General features: G+C 70.8%; 21 protein-coding genes. 9 read left to right on the top strand and 12 right to left on the bottom strand.

The genetic code is table 11. From position 1 onward, the window contains the following. Positions 1 to 45: 45 nt before the first annotated feature. The gene (locus EDD54_RS08750; RefSeq protein WP_126540811.1) at positions 46 to 1,479 is read left to right on the top strand and encodes a glutamate synthase subunit beta; all 1,434 of its coding nucleotides are present in this window, start codon (positions 46 to 48) and stop codon (positions 1,477 to 1,479) included. Between the two features lie 97 nt (positions 1,480 to 1,576). Here EDD54_RS08750 and EDD54_RS08745 read toward each other — a convergent pair whose 3' ends face one another. The 3 genes from EDD54_RS08745 to EDD54_RS08735 all read right to left on the bottom strand — a co-directional run bounded on the left by EDD54_RS08745 (position 1,577) and on the right by EDD54_RS08735 (position 4,606). Continuing rightward, positions 1,577 to 2,053: a hypothetical protein gene (locus EDD54_RS08745; protein ID WP_126540810.1), complete on the bottom strand. Its 477-nt coding sequence runs from the start codon at positions 2,051 to 2,053 to the stop codon at positions 1,577 to 1,579. A gap of 95 nt (positions 2,054 to 2,148) precedes the next feature. Then, on the bottom strand, positions 2,149 to 3,285 hold the full coding sequence (locus EDD54_RS08740; RefSeq protein ID WP_126540809.1) for an SGNH/GDSL hydrolase family protein: 1,137 nt from the start codon (positions 3,283 to 3,285) through the stop codon (positions 2,149 to 2,151). A 31-nt stretch (positions 3,286 to 3,316) separates the two neighbouring features. Continuing rightward, entirely contained in the window at positions 3,317 to 4,606 is a 1,290-nt protein-coding gene (locus EDD54_RS08735; RefSeq protein WP_126540808.1) for a lytic murein transglycosylase, read from the bottom strand. Between the two features lie 247 nt (positions 4,607 to 4,853). Between EDD54_RS08735 and galU the strand changes: the two genes are divergently transcribed. Then, positions 4,854 to 5,735, top strand: coding sequence for a UTP--glucose-1-phosphate uridylyltransferase GalU (gene galU / locus EDD54_RS08730; protein ID WP_126540807.1), 882 nt, complete (start codon positions 4,854 to 4,856; stop codon positions 5,733 to 5,735). A 22-nt stretch (positions 5,736 to 5,757) separates the two neighbouring features. On the opposite strand, the gene EDD54_RS08725 is transcribed toward galU, so the two are convergent. The 5 genes from EDD54_RS08725 to EDD54_RS08705 form a co-directional block, all read right to left on the bottom strand. Further along, positions 5,758 to 7,317 (bottom strand): outer membrane beta-barrel protein, encoded by a 1,560-nt coding sequence (locus EDD54_RS08725; RefSeq protein WP_166653441.1) that lies wholly within the window; start codon positions 7,315 to 7,317, stop codon positions 5,758 to 5,760. A 129-nt stretch (positions 7,318 to 7,446) separates the two neighbouring features. Then, positions 7,447 to 7,902: an NfeD family protein gene (locus tag EDD54_RS08720; RefSeq protein ID WP_126540805.1), complete on the bottom strand. Its 456-nt coding sequence runs from the start codon at positions 7,900 to 7,902 to the stop codon at positions 7,447 to 7,449. Positions 7,903 to 7,912: 10 nt separating this feature from the next. Continuing rightward, positions 7,913 to 8,908: an SPFH domain-containing protein gene (locus tag EDD54_RS08715; RefSeq protein ID WP_126540804.1), complete on the bottom strand. Its 996-nt coding sequence runs from the start codon at positions 8,906 to 8,908 to the stop codon at positions 7,913 to 7,915. 117 nt (positions 8,909 to 9,025) lie between these two features. After that, positions 9,026 to 9,556 carry a GNAT family N-acetyltransferase gene (locus EDD54_RS08710; RefSeq protein WP_126541917.1) on the bottom strand — a complete coding sequence of 177 codons (531 nt, stop codon included), beginning with the start codon at positions 9,554 to 9,556 and terminating at the stop codon, positions 9,026 to 9,028. 237 nt (positions 9,557 to 9,793) lie between these two features. Then, positions 9,794 to 10,924 carry a type III PLP-dependent enzyme gene (locus EDD54_RS08705; protein ID WP_126540803.1) on the bottom strand — a complete coding sequence of 377 codons (1,131 nt, stop codon included), beginning with the start codon at positions 10,922 to 10,924 and terminating at the stop codon, positions 9,794 to 9,796. A 713-nt stretch (positions 10,925 to 11,637) separates the two neighbouring features. On the opposite strand from EDD54_RS08705, the gene EDD54_RS08700 reads away from it, so the two are divergent. The 3 genes from EDD54_RS08700 (at position 11,638) to EDD54_RS08690 (ending at position 14,454) form a co-directional block, all read left to right on the top strand. Beyond that, positions 11,638 to 12,549 (top strand): LysR family transcriptional regulator, encoded by a 912-nt coding sequence (locus tag EDD54_RS08700; protein WP_126540802.1) that lies wholly within the window; start codon positions 11,638 to 11,640, stop codon positions 12,547 to 12,549. Positions 12,550 to 12,646: 97 nt separating this feature from the next. Next, positions 12,647 to 13,306 (top strand): DUF1007 family protein, encoded by a 660-nt coding sequence (locus EDD54_RS08695; protein WP_126540801.1) that lies wholly within the window; start codon positions 12,647 to 12,649, stop codon positions 13,304 to 13,306. Continuing rightward, a complete protein-coding gene (locus tag EDD54_RS08690) occupies positions 13,297 to 14,454 on the top strand; it encodes a nickel/cobalt transporter (protein WP_208112169.1) in 1,158 nt (385 codons plus the stop codon). The genes EDD54_RS08695 and EDD54_RS08690 overlap by 10 nt, the downstream gene beginning before the upstream one ends. Positions 14,455 to 14,470: 16 nt before the next feature. Here EDD54_RS08690 and EDD54_RS08685 read toward each other — a convergent pair whose 3' ends face one another. After that, positions 14,471 to 15,220, bottom strand: a complete 750-nt coding sequence (locus tag EDD54_RS08685; protein WP_126541915.1) for a gamma-glutamyl-gamma-aminobutyrate hydrolase family protein — start codon at positions 15,218 to 15,220, stop codon at positions 14,471 to 14,473. Positions 15,221 to 15,523: 303 nt separating this feature from the next. Between EDD54_RS08685 and EDD54_RS08680 the strand changes: the two genes are divergently transcribed. Beyond that, positions 15,524 to 16,630 carry a TRAP transporter substrate-binding protein gene (locus EDD54_RS08680; RefSeq protein ID WP_126540800.1) on the top strand — a complete coding sequence of 369 codons (1,107 nt, stop codon included), beginning with the start codon at positions 15,524 to 15,526 and terminating at the stop codon, positions 16,628 to 16,630. Between the two features lie 306 nt (positions 16,631 to 16,936). After that, complete coding sequence (locus tag EDD54_RS08675) at positions 16,937 to 18,040, top strand: TRAP transporter substrate-binding protein (protein ID WP_126540799.1); 1,104 nt, start codon at positions 16,937 to 16,939, stop codon at positions 18,038 to 18,040. Between the two features lie 94 nt (positions 18,041 to 18,134). Here the strand turns inward: EDD54_RS08675 and EDD54_RS08670 are convergent, their stop codons facing one another. Together EDD54_RS08670 and EDD54_RS08665 are read right to left on the bottom strand one after the other, a co-directional pair. Continuing rightward, positions 18,135 to 19,787, bottom strand: a complete 1,653-nt coding sequence (locus tag EDD54_RS08670; protein WP_126540798.1) for a TRAP transporter large permease — start codon at positions 19,785 to 19,787, stop codon at positions 18,135 to 18,137. A 25-nt stretch (positions 19,788 to 19,812) separates the two neighbouring features. After that, entirely contained in the window at positions 19,813 to 20,355 is a 543-nt protein-coding gene (locus tag EDD54_RS08665) for a TRAP transporter small permease subunit (RefSeq protein ID WP_126540797.1), read from the bottom strand. A 403-nt stretch (positions 20,356 to 20,758) separates the two neighbouring features. Between EDD54_RS08665 and EDD54_RS08660 the strand changes: the two genes are divergently transcribed. Beyond that, the gene (locus EDD54_RS08660; protein ID WP_126540796.1) at positions 20,759 to 21,235 is read left to right on the top strand and encodes a response regulator; all 477 of its coding nucleotides are present in this window, start codon (positions 20,759 to 20,761) and stop codon (positions 21,233 to 21,235) included. 59 nt (positions 21,236 to 21,294) lie between these two features. Here EDD54_RS08660 and EDD54_RS08655 read toward each other — a convergent pair whose 3' ends face one another. Continuing rightward, positions 21,295 to 22,803 carry a bifunctional metallophosphatase/5'-nucleotidase gene (locus tag EDD54_RS08655; protein WP_126540795.1) on the bottom strand — a complete coding sequence of 503 codons (1,509 nt, stop codon included), beginning with the start codon at positions 22,801 to 22,803 and terminating at the stop codon, positions 21,295 to 21,297. Between the two features lie 208 nt (positions 22,804 to 23,011). Here EDD54_RS08655 and hemH point away from each other — a divergent pair, with 208 nt between their 5' ends. Further along, positions 23,012 to 24,070 (top strand): ferrochelatase, encoded by a 1,059-nt coding sequence (gene hemH / locus EDD54_RS08650; RefSeq protein WP_126540794.1) that lies wholly within the window; start codon positions 23,012 to 23,014, stop codon positions 24,068 to 24,070. The last annotated feature ends 52 nt before the right edge of the window (positions 24,071 to 24,122 follow it).

The following is a 24,122-nucleotide window of genomic DNA, read 5'->3' as shown; positions in this document are numbered from 1 at the left end:
GCCCGCCGGGCCAGGGACGACACGACGGGCGAGGACGAGAGCGACATGGGCAAGGTGACAGGCTTCCTGGAGATCGACCGGCAGGACCAGAAGTACCAGCCGGCCTCGGACCGCATCCGCCATTTCCGCGAGTTCACGATCCCGCTGACGGACCAGGAGGTCGCGCGGCAGGCCTCGCGCTGCATGGACTGCGGCGTGCCCTACTGCCACGGCGACACCGGCTGCCCGGTCCACAACCAGATCCCCGACTGGAACGACCTCGTCTATTCCGGCGACTGGGAGGAGGCCGCGCGCAACCTCCACGGCACCAACAATTTCCCCGATTTCACCGGCCGCATCTGCCCCGCGCCCTGCGAGGAGGCCTGCACGCTGAACCTCGAGGACACCGCCGTCGCCATCAAGAGCGTCGAGCAGGCGATCGCCGAGAAGGCCTGGAACGAGGGCTGGATCGTGCCGCAGCCGGCCGAGACCAGGACCGGCAAGTCGGTCGGCGTCGTCGGCTCCGGGCCGGCCGGCCTCGCCGCCGCCCAGCAGCTCGCCCGCGCCGGCCACGACGTCCACGTCTACGAGCGCGAGCCCAAGGCCGGCGGCCTGCTGCGCTACGGCATCCCCGACTTCAAGATGGAGAAGTGGCCGATCGACCGCCGCGTCGACCAGCTGACCGCCGAGGGCGTCACCTTCCACTACGGCGTGAACGTCGGCGTCAACAAGCCGCTCGACGAGCTCGCCGCCGCCCACGACGCCCTGCTGCTGGCCGCCGGCGCGGAGCATCCGCGCGATCCGGAACTGCCGGGCATCGAGCTCGACGGCTGCCACTTCGCCATGCCCTTCCTGGTGCAGCAGAACCGCCGCATCGGCGGCGAGGACGTCTCGGCCGAGGCGCCGTTGCTCGCCACCGGCAAGCACGTGGTGGTCATCGGCGGCGGCGACACCGCCTCCGACTGCATCGGCACCTCGTTCCGCCAGGGCGCCCTGTCGGTGACCCAGCTCGACATCCGCCCGCGCCCGCCGGTGCGCGAGGACAAGCTCGCGGTCTGGCCGTTCTGGCCGACCAAGTTCCGGACGTCGTCGAGCCAGGCGGAGGGCGCCGAGCGCGAGTTCGCGGCCGCGACGCTCGGCGTCGTCGGCAACGCCAAGGGCAAGGTCAAGGGCGTCAAGTGCGCCCGCGTCGACGAGAAGCGCCGGCCGATCCCGGGCACCGAGTTCGAGATCCGCGCCGACCTCGTCCTGATCGCGATTGGCTTCTCGGGCCCGGCCGAGGGCACCTATCTCGCCGGCCCGGGCACCGCCCTCGCCCGCGACCGCCGCAAGAACGTGCTCGCCAACACCGAGGACTACCGCACCTCGATGGACAAGGTCTTCGCCGCCGGCGACTGCCGCCGCGGCCAGTCCCTGGTGGTCTGGGCGATCCGCGAGGGCCGTCAGGCCGCCCGCGCCATCGACGAGTTCCTGATGGGCTCGACGGTGCTGCCGCGCTGACCGTGGCGGCGCGAGCACCGCGCCGCCGTGCCACCGCTCGGCCGAAAGGCCGAAACTTCGTAAAGTCCCGACGAGTCGGGACTTTACGAGGCGGCTATCAGGGCACCGACAGCCTGCCGATCACCGCGCAGCTGAGCTCGGCCTGCTTCAGCGTCCCCTGCGTGATCATATAGGCGCTCGGCGCGCGCCCCGGCGACACGAAGAAATCGCCGTCGTGGTGGATGACGTAGAAGCGCTTTTGCGCATCCGCGTAGGTCAACTCGGGCTTCATTGCGATCACCGGATCCTCCGGCGAGCTGATGCCGGCGCTGGCCACGAAAGGCGTGCCCGTCGAGGCGACCACGGTCGCGGAACAGTCGACCGAGGCGACCGTCAGCACCTTGTCGGCGGGCACGGCCGGCAACGTGACGTAACAGTAGAGCGCCGCCGAGCCGTAGCAGGTGGTCTTGGCCGTGCCCTGGTAATACTTGGCGGCCGGCAGCGGCGCCGAAACGGCGCTGCCAGGGATCGCGAGGCCCGCCGCCAACGACACGGCGAAGCACGCCCCCCCCAACGTCGCGCAAATCCGTCCCATCTCACCCCCCCTTGTCGCGTTCGCTCCTTACGGTACGACGGACGGCGGTCGTTGTCCCGGTCCCGATCGCCGCGACCGGCCGACGCGGGCTGCGGTCACTGCGCCGAGAGATCGTCCACGCGCCCCACCCGCGGCTTCGGCGGCTGGCCGAGCACGACCAGCCGGTAGAGCGGCGAGCCCTCGCGCGGCGGCGCCACCGTCGCGGGCGGCACGAGGTCGTCGTCGCCGGCGTCCGGGTCGGTCAGCGAGACGACGAGGCCGCCGGCCGCGGTCCGCCGCGGCTGCGCCGCCGCAACCGCCGCGCCGGCGAGCCAGCCGCGCAGTTCCTGCTCGACGTAGAAGGCGAGCTTGCGTTGGCCGGACTTGCTGAAGCCGATGCCGTCCTTGAGGCGGAGCTGGCGCTCCTGGCCGCCGACGTCCGGGCCGGAAGCGACGAAGCTGCCGACGTCGTCGGCGAAGGCGTTCCAGACGTCGACGTAGCGGCCGAGGCCCTGGCCGGCTACCTTGCGGTAGGTCTCGTCGAGGAAGGCCATGTCGGTGGTGAGGTCGACGTCCGCCATCGGCACCAGCCCGACCCAGTAGAGCGGCACGTGGCGGTCGACCGCGGCCGAGACCACGGCACGGGCGCGGGCGGTGTAGACCTTCTCCCAGGCGACCGAGCGGAACGGCTCCTCGACGCCGTCCACCGTCAGCGGCAGCCGGTCGTCGACGCCGGTCATCACGACGACGACGTCCGGCGGGCGCGGCGCGGCGAAGCGCTCGGCGAGCCGCTTCGGCCAGTCGGTGCCGGCCACGGCGAGGCCCGAGGGCGAGACCGCGGCATTCTCGATCGTCAGCTTCGGCGTGTCGGCGAAGGCGACGTCGAGGCCGCGCGCGAGGCCGTCGGCGAGACGGTCGCCGATCACCAGCACGACCCGGGCGTCGGCGTCCTTGGCCGGCTGCACCGGCGCGGGCTTGCGCGGCACGATCTTCTTCGGCGTGGTCGGACCCGGCGCGAGGTCCTGTCCGGGCCGCACCGCGGCGCCGCCCGCCGGCGGGCGCAGGATCTTCGGCCCGCCCGGCTTCGGCGGTTCCTCGCGCTTGCCGAGACCGAACAGGCGCTGGAAGAACGGCGTCTCGTTGAGCTGGGCGACCTCGAAGCGGCCGTCGGCCGGCCCGTCGCCGGCCCGCACCGCCGGCGCGAGCGCGGCGGTCAGGAGTCCCGCCAGGGCGAATGCCGTCGACAGGCGCATCGGCGTCCTCCGGGGAACGTGGGAGTGGGCGTCAGGCCCCCGCCCTCAGCTTGTCCAATACGGCCTTGGAGGGGTTGCCGTCCACCGGCAGCCCGACCGCGGCCTGATAGGCGCGGATCGCGTCGAGCGTCGCCGGCCCCATCTTGCCGTCGACGCCGCCGACGTCGTAGCCGCGGCGGGCGAGCAGCGCCTGCATCTCCTGCTTCTCCACCTCGCTCAGCGGCTCGTAGGTCCACGGCCAGCGGCCGACGAACGGACCGCCGCCGGCGATGCGATCGGAGAGGTGGCCGACACCGAAGGCGTAGGCGTCGGCGTTGTTGTAGCGCTTGATGACGTCGAAATTGCGCAGCGTCAGGAAGGCCGGCCCGGCGGCACCCGCCGGCATGTTCAGGCGCCCGACGTCGTCCGGCCGCGGGAAGCCCGAGCCGTCGACACGCTGGACGCCGAGCGCCGCCCATTCGCGCAGCGTCATCCGCGCACCGGCGCGGCGGCTGTCGAAGCCGGCCGGCAGCGCGACCTCGTAGCCCCAGGCCTGTCCTGAGCGCCAGCCGGCCTTCTGGAGATAGTTGGCGGTCGAGGCGAGCGCGTCGGGCACCGAGCGCCAGATGTCGCGGCGGCCGTCGCCGTCGAAGTCGACGGCGTAGGCGAGATAGGTGGTCGGGATGAACTGGGTGTGGCCCATCGCCCCCGCCCAGGAGCCGGTGATGTGGCGCGGGTCGGTGTCGCCGCGCTGCAGGATCTTCAGCACCGCGAGCAGCTGCTGGCGGCCGTATTTCGCGCGCGAGCCGCCGCCCCAGGCGAGCGTCGCCAGCGCCCGGACCGCGTTCTTGACCACGCGCGGATTGTCGAGCACCGCGCCGTAGCTGCTCTCCATGCCCCAGACCGCCAGCACGACCTGACGCTGCACGCCGGTGCGCGCCTCGATCTGGTCGAGCACGCCGGCATAGGTCGCCAGCATCTGCCGCCCGGTCGCCACCCGGCTGTCGGAGACGGCGCCGTCGAGATACTCCCAGATCGGCTTGACGAACTCGGCCTGCGAGCGCGCCTTGTCGAGCACGTCCTGGTCGGGGCCGATGTCGCGGAAGGCGGCGTCGTAGACCGCCCGCGAGACGCCGGCGCCCTCGGCGGTGGCACGGAAATTCTCCACGAAGGCCGTGAAGCTCTCCGGCACCGGGGTGCCGTCGTTGCGCGGCGGCTCGCCGGTGGCGACGCGCGGCCCCTCGAACTCGGCGAGCCCGCCGAGCGAGCCGCAGGCGGCCAGCGAACCGGCGACCAGAACGGCGGCCAGGATCCGGGCGACGGGGCGGGGGATGGTCGTCATCGTCTCGTCTCCGCTCTGCCCTCGGGCGGTGGAACCGGGAACCGTCCCCCGCGCGGGGGCGTTCCGACGGGTCGCCGGCGGTATCGCCACGCGCCCCGTCCCGAATTGGCCGCGATCGTGGTTAACCGATGGTGAACGATCGCCGCGCAGGCTCGCGCGATCGTAGGATGGAATTAGTCATTCTGGTGTAGGACCGACCGGCACGCCGGCTCGCGCTAGGGCGGGCGCCGGTCCCGCGGAGTGGAAGATGTCGCAGAAGATTCGCAAAGCCGTGTTCCCCGTCGCCGGTCTCGGCACCCGTTTCCTGCCCGCCACCAAGGCGGTGCCGAAGGAGATGATGACGATCGTCGACCGCCCGGCGTTGCAGTACGTGGTCGACGAAGCCAAGGCCGCCGGCATCGAGCATTTCGTGTTCGTAACAGGCCGCGGCAAGGCCGTGATCGAGGATCACTTCGACATCGCCTACGAGCTCGAGGACACCCTGCGCGGCCGCAACAAGAACGAGGCGCTCGACATCCTGAAGCGCGACCTGCCGACCGCCGGCTCGGTCAGCTTCACCCGTCAGCAGGCCCCGCTCGGCCTCGGCCACGCGGTCTGGTGCGCCCGCGAGATCGTCGGCGACGAGCCCTTCGCGGTGCTGCTGCCGGACATGCTGATGAAGCACGACACGCCCTGCCTGAAGAGCATGGTCGACGCCTATGCCAAGACCGGCGGCAACGTGCTGTCGCTGGAGGCCTGCGAGCCGGCCCAGACCAGCTCCTACGGCATCGTCGGCCTCGGCGCGACGGTCTCCGACGACGTCCACGAGATCACCGGCATGGTCGAGAAGCCGAAGCCGGCCGACGCCCCGTCCAACCTCTTCATCTCCGGCCGCTACATCCTCCAGCCCGAGATCTTCGACCTGCTCGGCAACCAGGAGAAGGGCGCCGGCGGCGAGATCCAGCTCACCGACGCCATGCTGCGCCTTCTGAAGCACAGCCCGTTCTACGGCGTCCGCTTCCGCGGGACCACCTACGACACCGGCTCCAAGATCGGCTTCCTGCAGGCGAACCTCGCCTACGCGCTCGACCGCACCGACATCCACCCGGACATCCGCTCCGAGCTGGCCGCCGTGCTCGACAAGGCCTGAAGCCCACCTCGCGACGCGACCGTCACCGCCGCAGCGTGACGGTCGCCTCGATCCGCGATTCGTCGTAGCTCTCGCCGGCGACCGACGACTCGGTGCGCGCGTGCGAGCCGGTCAGGCCGAGCGAGACGGTGCGGTTGAGGCGCCATTCCGCGCCGGCGCGGACCGCGAAGGTCTCCACCGTGCGCGAAACGCCGGTGTAGTCCTGGTAGCTGAAGCCGGCGCCGGTGTTCAGGATCACGTTCGGCTGCAGCGCATAGGCGACGTCGACGTCGACCGCGTGCTTGACCGATCCCGACGCGCCAGCGATCTGGCTCGGCTCGAAGGTGGTGGTGCCCTTGAGGCCGACGGTGACCAGTTCCGTCGGCGTCCACGCCAGCCCGGCGTCGGCGGTGAAGCCGGCGATGTCGTCGAGCCGGCCGTCCTCCGGCCGCTCCAGGGCATAGCCGACCGAGGCCTCGCCGGTGAGGAGGCCGGTGTCGACGACGACGCCGGTCTTGAGTTCCCACCCGACGCTGTCGCGCGCGTAGCCCGAACCGTCGACCTTGTCGTCGTAGCGCCGGGTGAAGCCGCCGCCCTCGACGAAGGGCCGGAGCGCCGCCCCGTTCTCCAGCGTCAGCCGCAGCGAACCGGACACCGCGGTGTTGCTGCGCGACTCGCCCGCCTCGTAGGAGGTGCGGTCGACCGCGCCCTTGAGCGCGAGGCCGATCAGGCCGGCGTCGCGCTCGTAGCCGAGCGTTCCCGACAGCGTGTGGACGTCGGAACCGGTGCTCTTGGCGCCGAGTTCGGCGCTCGATCCGGTCTCGCGCGAATAGGTCCAGCCCGCCGAGGCGGCGACCCGGTCCGTTTCGGTCAGGTCGAGACGGGCAGTGGCGGTGACGTCGGCGTTGGGCTCGACCGCGATCGCATCGTCGGCGTAGCGGCGCAGGCCGCCGTTGGCGACGACGTCGAAGCCGTGCCGCTCCCAGTCCGAGCGCAGCGCCAGCGAGCCGCGGGTGAGATAATAGGCGCTGCCCGAGCCGCCGGCGGATTCCGCGGCGTTGGAACTGTAGCCGACGCCCGCCGTGACCGAGCCGGCGGCCACGAAGCTGCCGACCCTGAGCCCGACCGGGTCGTAGGCCGCACGCGCCTCCTGCTCGGCGTCGCGGGCGAGCGGCGGCGCGCCGGTCACCGGCAGCGCCGCGACGCCGCTGCGGTCGGCGGGGCGGACCACGCTCGTCAGCGGCGCGACCGCGCTGGTCGACGGCCTCAACCCGAGTGTCGTCGGCGTCGGCGCGGGCGGTAGTGAGCCGGTCGCGGGCGGCAGGGACGGATCGGCCGCGTCGTCGCCGGGCACGCCGAGCCCGTCGTCGGGGGCGGCGCCGGCATCGGCGAGCGGATAGGGATCGGCGCCGGCGGCGGCGTCCGGAGCCGGTTCCGCGGCGGCGGCGCGGGCGCGTTTCAGCCGCAGCGCCTCGGCAGCGGCGGCCGCCTCGTCGTCGGCGGTCGCGCTCTGGCCGTCGCCGACGTCCTGCGCCCGCACCGGCACGACGGCGCCGGCGATCGCGAGCGAGAGGGCGAGGGCTGCGAGGCGGGGCGTCGACAAGACCGTCCTTCCGGCGAGAGCACGCGCGGCGGGGCGACCGCGGCCGCCCGGATGCTTGTCGATTGGTAAACGAGGACGGTTAACGCTTGGTTGTCACGCGACCGGTCGGGCCGGTTCGACCTCGAGCCGTCAGGCCGGCTCGACCTTGAGCCGGCCGCCGACGTGGCCGACGATCCGGACCCGCGTGCCGGCCGCCAGATCCGGTCCGTCGGCGCGCCAGACAGTGTCGTCGAGCCGCACCGAACCGGTCCCGCCCGTGATCGCCGCCTCCACCACCGCGGTCCGGCCAACCTGGCGCGCCAACCGATCGTTGAGCGGTCCGCCCTCCGGCACGGCGCCGTCGCCGCGGCCGTAGAAGCGGCGCCCGGCCAGCGCGGCGGCCACCGCCAGAACCACGAAGGCGACCGCCTCGGCCTGCCAGCCGAGGTCGACGAACATCGCCGCCGTGCCGACGACCACCGCCGCGACTGCGAACCAGATGAAGAAGGTGCCGGGCGCGATCACCTCGATGCCGGCGAGCAGCAGGCCGAGCACCCACCAGGACCACGGGCCGAGCGTGTCGACCACCTTGAGCAGGACGTCCATGGCGCCGGCCTCACTCCTGGGGGCCGGTGACCGGCACCGTCGGCCGCCGCCGCGGCGCCGGGGCACCGCCGCTCCCTGAACCACCGCCGTCGCCGAAGGCGGCGCGGGCGAGCTCCGTGATACCGCCGAGCGAGCCGATCAGCGCCGACGCCTCGACCGGCAGCATCAGCACCTTCTGGTTCGGCGAATGGGCGAACTGGGCGAGCGCCTGGGTGTACTTGTCGGCGACGAAGTAGTTCAGCGCCTGGACGTCGCCGCGTGCCACCGCCTCGGAGACCAGCGCCGTCGCCTTGGCCTCGGCCTCGGCGAGCCGCTCGCGCGCCTCGGCGTCGCGGAAGGCGGCCTCGCGGCGGCCCTCGGCCTGCAGCACCTGCGCCTGCTTCTCGCCCTCCGCGCGGAGGATCGCCGCCTGGCGCAGGCCCTCGGCCTCCAGCACCGAGGCGCGCTTGTCGCGCTCGGCCTTCATCTGCCGCGCCATCGATTCGACGAGGTCGGCCGGCGGATTGATGTCCTTGATCTCGACGCGGGTGATCTTGACGCCCCAGGCCTCGGTCGCGGCGTCGACCACGTGCAGGAGGCGCGTGTTGATCTCGTCGCGGTTGGACAGGAGGTTGTCGAGATCCATCGAGCCCATCACCGTGCGGATGTTGGTCATGGTGATGTTGAGAATGGCGTTCTGCAGGCCGCTGACCTCGTAGGCGGCGCGCGAGGCGTCGAGCACCTGGAAGAAGGCGACGCCGTCGACCTTGCAGGTGGCGTTGTCGCGCGTGATGATCTCCTGCGAGGGAACGTCGAGCACCTGCTCCATCATGTTCATCTTGGCGCCGACGCGGTCGATGAACGGGACGATCAGGTTGAGGCCGGGGTGGAGCGTGCGCGTGTAGCGCCCGAACCGCTCGATCGTCCAATTGAAGCCCTGCGGCACCGTCTTGATGCCGGCGAACAGCACCAGGACGACGAACAGCACGAAGACGACGATGACGACCTCGGGTCCATCGAACAGCATGACCATCCCCCCGCCCGACCTCTACCGCTCCGACAGATAGCGGTTCGCCCGCCCCGCGACAATCGCGGGACGGACGAGGACGTCGACGGATTACGGATCGCCACCCGCCCCTTGACCTCACGCCGCCAGGAGCGCGGCCTCGGCCGGAACGCGTTCGCCGGTCGGGCGGATGACGCCTTCGGCGCCGAGCAGCGCGCCGGGCACGAGTTCCAGCGCCAGCAGGCGGTGGCGCTCGAACGGGCCGGGCATGGCGAGGCCCTGGGTGCGCAGGGTCGAGAAGCCGAAGCGGCGGTAGTAGGGCTCGTCGCCGACGAGCAGGACGGCGCGGTGGCCGAGTTCGCTCGCGCGGGCGATCGCGAGGCGCATCAGCGCGCCGCCGACGCCGGCGCTGCGCAGGTCCTCGGCGACGGCGAGCGGGCCGAGCAGCAGGGCGTCGGCGCCGGCGCGGCCGGCGGCGACGTGCCACAGCCGGACGGTGCCGACGAGGCGGCCGTCGTCGTGGGCGACCAGCGACAGGCCGTCGGCGGGAAGGCGCCCCTCGCGGATGCGTTCGGACGACTTCATGAACCGGGCCGGCCCGAAGGCGCTGTCGAGCAGGGCTTCGCGCGCGGGCACGTCCCGGGCGGTCTCGTCGGCGTAGGCGATCATCGGCATGCGTCCCATCCCCGCGCGGATTGTTCGACGGCGCGGCGGCAGGAAGACGGGAGCCGGCCCGTGCATGGGCCGGAGCGGGTGCGGAGTAGGCGGTAGGCAGTGAGTGGGCAGTAGGCAGTAGGCAGTAGGCAGTAGGCAGTAGGCAGTAGGAGCGTGCGGTCACGTCCCGCCACCCGGCAACCGGAAGCGCGACGCCCCCGACTGCCGACTGCCGAAGCCCTACTGCCTCACTCAGATCACATACGCCCGGAGTGGCGCGAAGCCGTTGAAGGCCACGGCCGAGTAGGTCGTCGTGTAGGCGCCGGTGCCCTCGATCAGGACCTCGTCGCCGATCTCGAGCGTGATCGGCAGCTCGTACGGGGTCTTCTCGTAGAGCACGTCGGCCGAATCGCAGGTCGGGCCGGCGAGCACGCAGGGCGCCGTCTCCGCGCCCTCGTGCGAGGTGCGGATCGGGTAGCGGATCGCCTCGTCCATGGTCTCGGCGAGGCCGCCGAACTTGCCGATGTCGAGATAGACCCAGCGCACGTCGTCGCTGGTCTTCTTCTTCGAGATCAGCACGACCTCGGACTTGATGATGCCGGCGTTGCCGACCATGCCGCGACCCGGCTCGATGATCGTCTCGGGGATCTCGTTGCCGAAGTGGCGGTGCACCGCGTCGGTGATCGAGCGGCCGTAGGCCTCGGTCGCCGGCACGTCCTTGAGGTAGCGGGTCGGGAAGCCGCCGCCGAGGTTGACCATCCTGAGCTGGATGCCCTTGTCGCCGAGCTCGCGGAAGATCGCGGCCGCCGAGGCGAGCGCACCGTCCCAGGCCTCGAGGTTGGCCTGCTGCGAACCGACGTGGAAGGAGATGCCGTAGGCGCGCAGGCCGAGGCGGGCGGCGTGCTCGAGCACCTCCGCGGCCATCTCGGGCTCGCAGCCGAACTTGCGCGACAGCGGCCACTCGGCGCCGGCACCGTCGCAGAGGATGCGGCAGAACACCTTGGCGCCGGGCGCCTGACGGGCGACCTTCTCCACCTCGGCGACGCAGTCGACGGCGAACAGGTCGACGCCGAGCACGGCGGCGCGGGCGATGTCGCGCTCCTTCTTGATGGTGTTGCCGAAGGAGATGCGCTCGGCCGAGGCGCCGGCGGTCAGCGCCATCTCGATCTCGGGGATCGAGGCGCAGTCGAAGTTGGAGCCGAGCTCGGCGAGCAGCGCCAGCACTTCCGGCGCCGGGTTCGCCTTGACGGCGTAGAACACCCGGGTGTCCGGCAGGGCGCGGCGGAAGGCGAGGAAGTTGTCGCGCACGACGTCGAGGTCGACCACGAGGCAGGGGCCCTCGGGACGTCGGGTGGCCAGGAAGTCGCGGATACGGGCGGTCATGGATCGAGTTCCCAGTCCGAATACGGTGGCATCGAGCGGACGACACCTCACCCGCGGCCGCGTTGGAAACGGCCCGAGAGCGAAGAGCGGCATCCGCGTCCGGCCTCGTCGGCCGGCGTGGTCGTCGATACCCGGCGCGTACCGCGGCGAACCGCGAAACGAACCGGACGTCAGCCATCGATTGGAACGGGAGACCCGGTCCGCACGTCAGGCAAGGATGTAGTCGCCTCTTCAGTCCCCAGCGGTTGGAGCGCCGGGAGAGACCAAAAAAGCCCTCTACGTCGTTGCTTCAAGTCGCGTCCGCCGCTTGAGAGCGGCTTAGACCCGGTTAGACTCCGGTCACCGGCTTGCCCTCGCAGGAACCGCCTCGGCGGCCCTTGCGAAGCCGGCACGCAACCACAGGCACGTGCGAAATTGGGCAAGACGGCATGTACTCCCGACCGCCCCGCCTTGCAAGGGGAAACCGCGTCCGAACACGAAATTTTCCGCGCCGGACCGGAGCGGGATTCGATCGGCTTTTTAGGGGGTTAAGCAGTTGCGCCGCAGCAATGGCGGAACACCGGGCGGACACCGAAGCGTGACCGGCCGCACGATTGCGCCGCCCGGACCGGCGTCCTAAACCGGACGGGTCCCCCGCGGGGCCGCGCGGCGCCGCTCCGCGGTGCCGGGACGGGGCGAATCGGAACGCCGGATCGGCGGGAGGCTCGAGCGACGTGGACACGCTGACGCGCATGCGCACCTTCGTCGAGGTGGTCGACGCCGGGGGATTCTCGGCGGCGGCCCGCAAGCTCGGCCGTTCCAAGGCGCTGATCTCCAAATACGTCAAGGAGCTCGAGGACGAGCTCGGCGCCCGGCTGATGAACCGCACCACCCGGCGGCTGTCGCTCACCGAACTCGGACAGGCCTACTACCGCGACGCCGGCGAGATCCTGCAGCGCGTCGACGATCTCCAGGACATGGTGCGCGAGCGCCACGGCGAGCCGACCGGCCTCCTGCGCGTCGCCGCCCCGCGCACCTTCGGCGACGGCCCGCTCGGCCGCGGCATCATGGCCTTCGCCGCCGCCTATCCCGCCATCAAGCTCGACCTCCGGCTCGACGATCGCTTCGTCGACCTCGTCGACGAAGGCTTCGACGTCGCCGTCCGCGTCACCGAGATGGACGACTCGAGCCTGATCGCCCGCAAGCTCTCCGACTACCGCTTCGTCGTCGCGGTCCGCCCCGACGTCGCCGACGCGAGCGGCCGGCCGGCGCACCCGGACGAGCTGTCGGACCTGCCCTGCATCATCGATTCCAACCTGAAGAGCCGCTTCACCTGGAAGTTCACCATCGACGGCGTCCGCCATCAGGTCCAGGTGCGCGGCCGCGTCGAGGTCAACTCGCCGGCCGCGGTCAAGCTCGCGCTCCTCGCCGGCCTCGGCTACGGCTCGGTGCCCTACGTCATGGTCCAGGACGACGTCGCGGCCGGACGGCTCGAGGTCGTGCTGCCCGACTACGAGAGCCGCGCCGCCGGCATCTACGCGGTCTATCCGCACCGCCGCCATCTCTCGGCGAAGATCCGCGCCTTCGTCGACTTCCTGGTCGAGTGGTTCGAGAAGAACGGCCACGACTGCCGGGCGGGGCTCTGACCCCGCCTGCGTCCCCGCGCCGGGGCCGGCCACGCTTGCGCCGGAATCGGAGACGATTCAGGATCGAATCGTCTCGTGCACCGGTGCCCGCCTCCCGATGAAGAACCCCATCCGCAGCGTTCTCCTCGCGGTCGCCCTGACCGGGATCGGCACCGTCGCCGCGCCCGCCCACCCCCACGTCTGGGTCGACGCCAAGTCCGAGGTGGTGTTCGACAAGGAGGGCCGGATCACCGCGATCCGGCAGGTCTGGCGCTTCGACGACGCCTATTCCGCCTTCGCCAGCCAGGGCCTCGACACCGACGGCGACGGCAAGCTGTCGGTGCGGGAGTTGAAGCCGCTCGCCGACCTCAACGTCGAATCGCTCAAGGAATTCGGCTACTTCACCTTCCTGATGGCCGGCGGCAAGGACCGCGATTTCGGCAAGCCCACCGAATACTGGATCCAGGACGACGGCGGCCTGCTGACGCTCTACTTCACGCTGCCGACGGCCGAGCCGATCCCGATCAAGGGCGGGCAGGCCGCGCTCGACGTCTACGATCCCACCTACTACGTCGACTTCGCCTTCGTGGACGACGGCCCGGTGACGCTCGACGGCGCCCCCGCCGGTTGCACCGTCGACGTGATCCGCCCGAAGGAACTCGATCCGGCCACCGCCGCCACCCTCGCCGAGATTCCGGCCGATCAGCGCGACATCCCGCAGGACCTGATGGCCGTGACCTCCGAACTCACCAACGGAGCGACGCTGAAGTGCCCCTGAGCCGCCGGTCCCTCCCGCTCCTCCTCGTCGCGGCCCTCGCCGCCGCCGCGCTGCTGCACCCGCTCGCCGCGCTCGCCGGCACCGGTCCGTTCGGCGTCGGCCTGCCCGAGCCGGCCCCGACCGGGGGCGGCTTCCTGCCCGGCCTGTTCAGGGCGATCGCCGTCTGGCAGTCGACCTTCTACAAGGAACTCACCGGCGCGCTGCGCACCATGAAGACCGACGGCAGCGCCGGCGTCTGGCTCTGCGCGGTGTCCTTCCTCTACGGCGTGCTCCACGCCGCCGGGCCCGGCCACGGCAAGGCGGTGGTATCCGCCTACGTGCTCGCCAACCGCGAGACCGCCCGCAACGGCGCGATCCTCGCCATGGTCTCGGCGCTCGCCCAGGGCTTCGCCGCGGTGGCGCTGGTCTCCGTCGCCGCCCTCGTGCTCGGTGCCACCTCGATCGCCATGACGAAGGCGGCCGAGGTGTTCGAGATCGGCTCCTTCGCCCTGATCGCGGCCCTCGGGCTGATCCTGGTCTGGCGCAAGATCCTGCGGCCGCTGGCGCGGGCGTGGTCGACCCGCTACGCGCCGACCACCGTGTTCGCCGGCCTCGCCGCCTCCGCCGCCCCGCTCGCCGCCGGCCCTCGCGCCGCCGAGTCCGAGCGGACCGGGAGTTCCGTCTTCCGCAGCGTGCTCGCCGATGCTCCGGCGCGAGGCTCCGGACGCGGCCTCGTCGCCCCGGACGGCTACGTTCACCACGCCGGCTGCGACCACGACGGTTCCGACGGCATCGTCTGCGACTGCGGCCACGTCCACGGCGTCTCGCCGGCGGCGGCGGCCGGACGCCTCGACTGGCACAAGGCCTGGACCGCCGTGCTCGCCGTCGGCCTGCGCCCCTGCACGGGGGCCCTGATCGTGCTGGTGTTCGCCCTCGCGCAGGGCCTCTACCCCGCCGGCATCGCCGCCACCTTCGCGATGGCGGTCGGCACCGGGCTCACCGTCGCCGCGCTGACGCTGGCCGCCGTCGGTGCTCGCGGCGCGGCGCTGCGCCTCGCCGGCGGCGACGGCGTGCTCGCCCGGCGCGTCCACGCCGCGGCCGAGGCGGTCGGCGCCGTCGTCGTGCTCGCCTTCGGGTCGCTGATGCTCGCCGCCGCCCTCGCCGGCTGAGCGGGCCGGCAGGAGGTCAGCCCCGCGCCGCGGCGCGGGCGCGGGCGGCCGCGCCGAAGGCCTCGAAGATCGCGCCCGACGGACCGTCGGTCGCCGCCCAGTATTCCGGGTGCCACTGCACGCCGAGCACGAAGCCCGGCGCGTCCCTCACCGAGACCGCCTCGATCACGCCGTCCTCGGCCAGCGCCTCGACGACGAGGCCCTCGGCGAGATGGCCGATCGCCTGCCGATGCAGAGAGTTCACGTCGACCGCCTCGGCGCCGAGGATGCGGCCGAGACAGCCGCCGGCGGCGACGCGGACCGGGTGGCGGATCGCGAATCGGGCTTCCTGCAAGTCGCTGTCGGGGGCGCGGTGGTCCATCCGGCCCTCCTCCTCCTGCACCTCGGACAGCAGGCTGCCGCCGAGGGCGACGTTGAGCTCCTGCAGGCCGCGGCAGATGCACAGCAGCGGGATGCCGCGGCGGATCGCGGCGCGGATCAGCGGCAGCGTCGTGGCGTCGCGGGCCTCGTCGAACGGCTCCATCGCCGCCGTCGGCACGACGCCGTAGCGGGCCGGGTGGACGTTGGAGCGCGAGCCGGTGCAGAGCACGCCGTCGACGCGGTCGAGCACGGCGTCGAGGTCGATCCGCTCGCCGAAGGCCGGCAGGATCAGCGGCATCGCGCCGGCGCGGGACAGGGTCGCCTCGAGGTAGGTGGCGGGCGCGGCGTGCCAGTCGTAACCCTGGAAATTGCGGACATCGGGAGAAACCAGGACGACCGGGGCCATCGTCTTCACGCCTTTCCTGCTCGTGCGTCGGGGGCGGAAGCTAGGTCACGGGCGCCGGCGCCCGTCAAGCCGCGGCGGCGGGCGAACGGGCGATTCCGGCGGAGCCGCTGCCCTCGGCCGAACGGCGTAAACCCTTCGTATGACGCGGCGACTCGTCGGCACATAAAGGGTCGCGGCGCGGGACGCGACCCGCTAATCTCCCGGCCGGGAGGGTCGGGGTGGATTTCAGGGAGAGCTCCCCGCCCGCCGGAACGTCTCGTGGCGTTCGCAACCGTTCGACCTGACTTTTCGCGGGAGGAATCGATGGAGCGTAGAGATTTCCTGAAGAAGGCCGGCCTCGTCGGCGCCGGTGCCGCCGTGTCCGCCGTCCCGCTGGCGGCGCCGGCGATCGCGCAGTCCGCGCCCGAGGTGAAGTGGCGCCTGACCTCGAGCTTCCCGAAGTCGCTCGACACCATCTACGGCTCGGCCGTGGAGATGTCCGAGATCCTGAAGGCGATGACCGACGGCAAGTTCCAGATCCAGCCGTTCCCGGCCGGCGAGATCGTGCCGGGCCCGCAGGCGCTCGACGCCGTCGGCAACGACACCGTCGAGGCCAACCACACCTGCTCCTACTACTTCGTCGGCAAGGACCCGACCTTCGCCATCGGCACCGCGATCCCGTTCGGCCTGAACGCCCGCCAGCAGAACGCCTGGCTGCTCCAGGGCGGCGGCCAGGACCTCCTGAACGAGTTCTACGCCGGCTACGGCGTCGTCGGCATGCCGGGTGGCAACACCGGCGTCCAGATGGGCGGCTGGTTCCGTAAGGAAATCAAGACGCTGGCCGACTTCTCCGGCGTCAAGATGCGCATCGCCGGCCTCGCCGGCCAGGTCATGGCCAAGCTCGGCGCGGTGCCCCAGCAGATCCCCGGCGGCGACATCTACCCGGCGCTCGAGAAGGGCACCATCGACGCGGCCGAGTGGGTCGGCCCCTACGACGACGAGAAGCTCGGCTTCTATCAGGTTGCCAAGTTCTACTACTACCCGGGCTTCTGGGAGGCCGGCCCGACCCTGCACTTCATGTTCAACAAGGCCAAGTACGAGGCGCTGCCGGAAAGCTACAAGGCGGCGCTGAAGGCCGCCTGCGCCTACGCCAACGAGATCACGATGGCGAAGTACGACGTCAAGAACACCCAAGCGATCCGTTCGCTGGTCGGCAAGGGCGTCCAGCTGCGTCCCTACCCGCGCGAGATCCTCGACGCCGCCTATGCCGCGGCCTTCGAGATCTACGACGGTCTGTCGGCTTCCAACGAGAACTGGAAGAAGATCTACACGCCCTGGAAGGACTTCCGCACGCAGACCTACGAGTGGTTCCGCGTCGCCGAATACACCAACGACAGCTACGGCTACGCCATGCAGGCCGCCGGCAAGTGACGCCGGTCTCGTCCCGCCCCGTTTCGGCGGGGCGGGACGCGCGGTCGAGGTGACAACCGACCGTCCACCGACCGCCAACCGGTCGTGAACCCGCGACGATCCGGCCGCCGTTCCTCCCCCGGACGGCGGCCGTTTCGTTCGTGCAAGACTTGCGACCGGCCGCGCCCTGCCCTCTTATGGCGGCGCGGGGGGAGAGGACACCGGCCGCGGCCCGGCCGCGACCGGCGGACGTTCGTCCCCCTGGGGGCACGGGACCCGGAGAGGATCGGTCCCGCGCCTCCGACGTCACCCGGGGGGAGGAACAGCATGGACCGTCGCATATTCCTGAAGGGCGCCGCCACGGCCGGCGCCGGTGCCGCCGTCGCGGCGCCGCTCGCCACGCCGGCGATCGCGCAGTCGGCGCCCGCCGTGAAGTGGCGCCTGACGTCGAGCTTCCCGAAGTCGCTCGACACCATCTTCGGCACCGCCGAGGTGATGTCGAAGGCGCTGTCGGAGGCGACCGACGGCCGCTTCGAGATCCAGGTCTTCCCGGCCGGCGAACTGGTGCCGGGTCCGCAAGCCCTCGACGCCGTGCAGAACGCCACGGTCGAGGCGGCGCACACCGCGTCCTACTACTACATCGGCAAGGATCCGACCTTCGCCTTCGCCACCGCCTTGCCCTTCGGCCTCAACGCCCGCCAGCAGAACGCCTGGCTCTACGAGGGCGGCGGTCAGGAGCTGATCAACGACTTCTACGCGAACTACAACGTGTCCTCCCTGCCCGGCGGCAATACCGGCGTGCAGATGGGCGGCTGGTTCCGCAGCGAGATCAAGTCGGTCAAGGACCTCGAGGGCGTCAAGATGCGCATCGGCGGTCTCGGCGGCAAGATCCTGGTCGCGCTCGGCGTGGTGCCGCAGCAGATCCCCGGCGGCGACATCTACCCGGCGCTCGAGAAGGGCACCATCGACGCCACCGAGTGGGTCGGCCCCTACGACGACGAGAAGCTCGGCTTCTATCAGGTCGCCAAGCACTATTATTACCCGGGCTTCTGGGAGGGCGGCCCGACGCTGCACTTCATGTTCAACAAGGCGAAATACGAGGAGCTGCCGGCGTCCTACAAGGCCGCCCTCGCCAACGCCGCCGCGCTCGCCAACACCATCATGATGGCGCGCTACGACGTGAAGAACCTGACCGCGATCCGCTCGCTGGTCGGCAAGGGCGTCCAGCTCCACGCCTTCCCGCGCGACGTGCTCGACGCCGCCTACGACGCCTCGTTCCGCTACTACGAGGATCAGGCCGCGACCAACCCGGCGTGGAAGAAGATCTACGAGCCGTGGAAGACCTTCCGAAAGGAGAGCTACGAGTGGTTCCGGGTCGCGGAATACTCCTTCGACAGCTACGTCTACGCCCAGCAGGCCGCCGGCCGCTGATCTCCCCGTCCCTCACCCGCGGGGACGGAACCTCGAATGGAAACGGCGCCCCTCGGGCGCCGTTCGCATTTTCGGAGGTCAGCCGCGGCCGCCGTCAGGGCTGGCTCGGGGCCGGGGCGCCGAAGCTCGGCGCCGGCAGGCCGCCGGGCGCCGCCGGGTCGGGCGCCGCCGGCGGCGGAGCACCGAAGGACGGCGCGGGCAGGCCGCCCGGATCGGACGATCCGCCGGAGCCGGCGCCGTCCGGCGCGGGCGCGCCACCGAAGCTCGGCGCCGCCGGCGCACCGAACGGATTGCCGGCGTCGCCGAACGGATTGCCGCCGCCGTCGCCGGGCATCGGCACGTTGATCTGGATCGTCGAGGGATCGACGGTGACCGCACCGTCCTTGTAGTGGGTGACCAGCCGCGGGAAGGTGATCACGATCGCCACCATCACGATCTGGATCAGGACGTAGGGCACCGCGCCCATGTAGATCTGGCCCGAGGTCACCGGCGCGGTCATCAGCCCGGTCACCTTGTCGCGATAGGGCTTCTCCGGCGCCACCGAGCGCAGGAAGAACAGCGCGAAGCCGAAAGGCGGGTGCATGAAGCTCGTCTGCATGTTGACGCCGAGCAGAACGCCGAACCAGATCAGGTCGATGCCGAGCTTGTCCGCGACCGGTGCCAGCAGCGGCACGATGATGAAGGCCAGCTCGAAGAAGTCGAGGAAGAAGGCCAGGAAGAACACCAGGATGTTGACGACGATCAGGAAGCCGAGTTCGCCGCCGGGGATCGCCGACAACAGGTGCTCGACCCAGAGATGACCGTCGACGCCGTAGAAGGTCAGCGAGAACACGCGGGCGCCGATCAGGATGAACACCACGAAGGCCGACAGCCGCGTGGTCGCCTCCAGCGCCTGCACGATCATCCGGAAGGTGAGCCGCCGGTTCAGCGCGGCCAGCACCATGGCGCCGACCGCGCCCATGGCACCGCCCTCGGTGGGGGTGGCGAGACCGATGAAGATGGTGCCGAGCACGAGGAAGATCAGCACCAGCGGCGGGATCAACGTGGTGACGACGCGCGCGACCAGCTTCATGCCGCGCAGCGTCCGCGCCTCCGGCGGCAGCGCCGGCACGAACTCGGGCTTGACGATCGAGACGCCCATGATGAAGAGCGCGTAGAGGCCGGTCAGCAGCAGGCCGGGCCAGAGCGCCCCCTCGTACATGTCGCCGACCGAACGGCCGAGCTGGTCGGCGAGGACGATCAGCACGAGGCTCGGCGGGATGATCTGCGCCAGGGTGCCCGAGGCGGCGATCGTGCCGGCCGCGATGCGGCGGTCGTAGCCGTAGCGCAGCATGATCGGCAGCGAGATCAGGCCCATCGAGATCACCGACGCGGCGACCACGCCGGTGGTGGCCGCGAGCAGCGCACCGACGAAGATCACCGCGTAGGCGAGGCCGCCGCGGATCGGCCCGAACAGCTGGCCGATGGTGTCGAGAAGGTCCTCGGCCATGCCCGATCGTTCGAGGATCAGGCCCATGAAGGTGAAGAACGGGATCGCCAGCAGCGTCTCGTTCGACATCACGCCGAAGATGCGGTCGGGGATCGCCTGGAACAGGTTGGGCGACAACAGCCCGAGTTCGATGCCGATCAGGCCGAAGACGAAGCCGTTGGCGGCGAGCGCGAAGGCCACGGGGTAGCCGAGCAACAGCACGACCACCAACGCGGCGAACATGATGGGCGCGAGATTTTCCGCGATGAAGGCGGCCATGGTCCTGGTCTCCCGTCGCGGAGGGTCAGTGCGGTTGCTTCTCGTGGGCGAGCGCCGGATCGGGCCCCTGCCCGGTCAGGAAGGCGACGCGCTTGACGAGTTCGGAAAGGCCCTGGAGGCCGAGCGGGATGAACCCGGCCGGGATCAGGATCCACACCGGCCACATCGGCAGGCCGCCGGCGTTGGCCGAGGTCTCGCCGGTGGCGATCTTGTCGGCGACCACCGGCCAGACCAGCCAGACGGTGACGATGCAGAACGGCAGCAGGAAGAAGATCGTGCCGAAGATCTCGATCCAGATCTGGGTCCGGCGCGACAGCCGGCCGTAGACGAGGTCGATCTTGACGTGCTCGCCCTTCTGCAGGGCGTAGCCGGCGGCGATCAGGAACACCGCCGAGAACAGGTACCACTGCGCCTCGAGGAAGGCGTTGGAGGAGATCGAGAACAGTTTCCGGACCACCGCATTGCCGGCGCTGATCAGGATCGCCACCAGCACGAGCCACATCACCGCGCGGCTCAGCACGGCGTTGAGGGCGTCGATCCCTCGACTGATCGTCAACAGAAAGGCCATGGGGCTCCCGTCCTCCCTCTCCCCGGCCCGGTGCGCCCCCGCCGATTCTCCCGTCGTCCGCGCCCGAGCCCCCGCTGGGCCGGGATCATCCATGGGCGGCGAGAGAAATGCCAGTGCGAATCACCGGACCCGCACATTGGACCGACATTTCCCGGCGCCGGGCCGCGACCGTCGCAGCCGCGACGACGATCCCGCGCACCCGCGCGACGCCGGATCTGCGCATTTTCGCTCAGGGACACGACGTCCCATGCAAATTTCATGCGTGGATACGAAAAGTGGATGCATGCCATAAGGAAAATGGCGTCCGGGGTTGGTTCGGGGTCGCATTTCGGACGGTCCCGTGTATCATCATCGTCGGTTGTGGACCGCGAGGGATGGGCGTCGGCGATCAGGGAGGACGAGCATGGCCGCCGCAGCGTCGGACAACCGTCTGCAGAGGTTGTCGCCCGAGGCGGACGCGCGCATCCTCATCGTCGAGGACGACGACGACGACGTGCGTCTGATCCGCCGCCTGCTCCGGCAGGCACCGATCTCGCTCGAGGTGCAGTCCGTCGGGGACGGCAGCAAGGCGCTCGACTACCTGGAGTCGATCGGCTGCGCCGAGGATCCGCGCATGCCGGACCTCATCCTGCTCGACATCAACATGCCGGTGATGGACGGCCCGCGCTTCCTCGCGCTTCTGCGCTCCCATCCCGAATTCCGGGCGCTGCCGGTGGTGGCGCTGACGACCTCGTCGGACGTCGACACCGTGCGCCGCGCCTACGATTCCGGCGCCAACGCCGTCATCAACAAGGTCGACAGCCTCGACGGCATGAGCCAGATCGTCAACACCATCGTCGACTTCTGGTTCAGGATCGCCCGCCGCTACTACGTGGAGTAAACCGGCGACGCGCCTTCCGGGCGCCCCGACGAATCGGGACGCCCGGCGAGGGGACATCCTCACTGCGCGACGAGGCGGCCCTCGACCTTGCTCGTCACCGTGCCGACCTTCTTGACGTGCACCATCACGTCGTTGGCGAGCAGTTTGGCGACGCGGTCGCCGATCAGCACCTCGGCGTGCTTGAACACCGCGTAGCCGTCGCCGCCCTGGGCCATGTAGTCGTTGGTGGCGACCTTGTAGGTCTTGTCCGGATCGAGCGGCGCGCCGCCGACGGTGATCGACTTGACGCGCGCGCCCTTCGGCGCGGTCGGAGCGTAGGTCACCACCATGCCCGACACCTGCGGGAAGCGGCCGGCGGCGTCCTCGATCTGGCTCAGCCCGTTCTCGATCGCCGCCTGGACGTCCTTGCCCGGCATCGCCAGGAGGACGGTGCGATTGCCGAACGGCAGTTCGGTGAGGATGTCGCGGCGGGTGATGTCGGAGCCGGCGGCGTAGACCTTGTTGCCGCGGATGCCGCCGCCGTTGGCGATGGCGACGTCGGCCCCGACCGCCTCGCGCATGGCGTCGGCGACGAGATTGCCGATCGCCGCCTCCGTACCGCGCACGGTCGCCTTGCGGCTGTCGAGCTCGACGTCGGTCCTGCCGATGGTGACGTCGAGTTCGGAGGAGAGTTCGGCCTCGTATGTCTCGACGACCTTCTGGGTCTCCGGATCCGGCGTCACCGTGGCGGTGTCGATGATGCGGAAGTTCGGGAACCAGGTGACGGTGCGCTTGCCGTCCTTCTCCTCGACGTCGACCTTCAGGTCGACCGCGGTGACGAAGTTGGCCTCCTCGTTGCTCTCGGCGAGCACCTTCTTGCCGTCGAAGAACAGCGCGAGGTCGTGGTCGTCGCCCGACAGGATGACGTCGAAGGCGTTGCTGTCGTAGAGTTCCTTGTCCTGGGTGCGGTTGGCGTGGGCGACCGCGACGATCAGGTCGGCGCCCTGCGCACGCAGGTCCTTGGCGACGGCGAGGCCGGTGTCGACCGTCGACGCGAACTTCAGGTCGCCGGTGGTGCCGTCCTGCGGGCTGTCGTCGGCGGCGAGCGGCACGAGGCCAACCTTGACGCCGCCGAGGTCGCGGATCTCCGGGCCCTTCAACTGCGGCAGCGGCTTGCCGTCGGCGCCGGCGATGTTGGCGGCGAACCACGGGAACTTCGATTCCCCGACGCGCTTCAGGAACACCTCGGGCCCGAAGTCGAACTCGTGGTTGCCCGGCACGAACACGTCCGGCGGCACCACGTTGAGGAGTTCGATCACGTGGGCGCCCTGGTCGAAGCCCGACATCAGCGACGGCGAGATGGCGTCGCCGGCGTGGACGTAGAGGAGGTTGCCGCCCTTGGCGCGCTCGGCGCGGGCGACGGCGGCGAGTCGGGCGAAGCCGCCGCGCACCTTGTCGCCCGACATCTTGTAGAGGTCGTTGACGAGCAGGAGGGTGACGTCGACCGTGGCGGCCGCCGCCGGCAGCGCCGAGACGGCGAAGGCGGCGCCGACAAGTCCGGCCGCGACGAGCTTGCGTATCACTCCCATGGGGATCTCTCCGTCGGTGTGCGGGAAGGGCTCGGTGCGCAACCCTGTCACGCGGGGGCGCCCACGGCAACCCTCCCGCCCACGCCGGAAAGCATCTCCCTTAGCCGCCTGATCGTCCGCCCGCGGCGCGGACGCACTGGATTTTCCGGGGGTCCGGCCTATGTTGGCCGCGACCGACGCCTGGACGACGAGGAACCGAGGAGACCCGATGAACACCCACGTGCCCCCGCGGTCCGTCCCGACGCCGATGCAGCTGCCCGCGGGGCACCCGCCGGTGCGAAGCGGCCGCGTCGGCGTCCTCCTCGTCAATCTCGGCACCCCCGACGGCACCGACCGCCGCTCGATGCGGCGCTATCTCGAGGAGTTCCTGACCGACCGCCGCGTCATCGAGTGGCCGCGCGCGCTGTGGTACCCGATCCTCTACGGCATCGTCCTCAACACCCGTCCGGCCCGCAAGGGTCGCGACTACGCGACGATCTGGAACAAGGAGCGCAACGAGAGCCCGCTGCGCACTTTCACGCGCTCGCAGGGCGAACAGCTCGCCGCCCGCCTCTCGGCCCATCCGAACGTCACGGTCGACTGGGCGATGCGCTACGGCCGGCCCTCGATCGACGAGCGCATGGCGGCCCTGAAGGACGCCGGCTGCGACCGCGTGCTGATCTTCCCGCTCTATCCGCAATACGCCGCCTCGACGACGGCGACGGTCAACGACGTGGTCTACCGCCGGCTGCTGAAGGAGCGCTGGCAGCCGGCGCTGCGCACCGTGCCGCCCTACCACGACGATCCCGCCTACGTCGACGCGCTCGCCCGCTCGATCGAGACGCACCTCGCCTCCCTCCCCTGGCAGCCCGAGGTCGTGCTCGCGTCCTTCCACGGCATCCCGAAGAGCTATTTCGAGAAGGGCGACCCCTACCACTGCCATTGCATGAAGACCGGCCGGCTGCTGCGCGAGCGGCTCGGCTGGGACAAGGACCGGCTGCGGATCACCTTCCAGTCGCGCTTCGGGCCGGAGGAGTGGCTGCAGCCCTACACCGACAAGACCGTGGAGGCGCTGGCGAAATCGGGCGTGAAGAACCTCGCCGTGATCACGCCGGGCTTCGTGTCGGACTGCCTCGAGACGCTCGAGGAGATCGCGGTCGAGAACGGCGAGATCTTCCACCACGCCGGCGGGGTCAACTTCTCGCACATCCCCTGCCTGAACGACGGCCCGCTCGGCATGGACGTGGTCGAGGCGGTGGTGCGCCGCGAACTCTCCGGCTGGATCTGACCGGCCGCGGCGGGCGGGCGATCGGCGCCCGCCCCGTGATCTTTCGCCCGTT

It is taken from the genome of Oharaeibacter diazotrophicus (assembly GCF_004362745.1).
In the GTDB taxonomy this organism is placed as follows: Bacteria; Pseudomonadota; Alphaproteobacteria; order Rhizobiales; family Pleomorphomonadaceae; genus Oharaeibacter; species Oharaeibacter diazotrophicus.
Note: the sequence above shows the minus strand (reverse complement) of the source record. Positions and strands in the feature narration are given on the sequence as shown.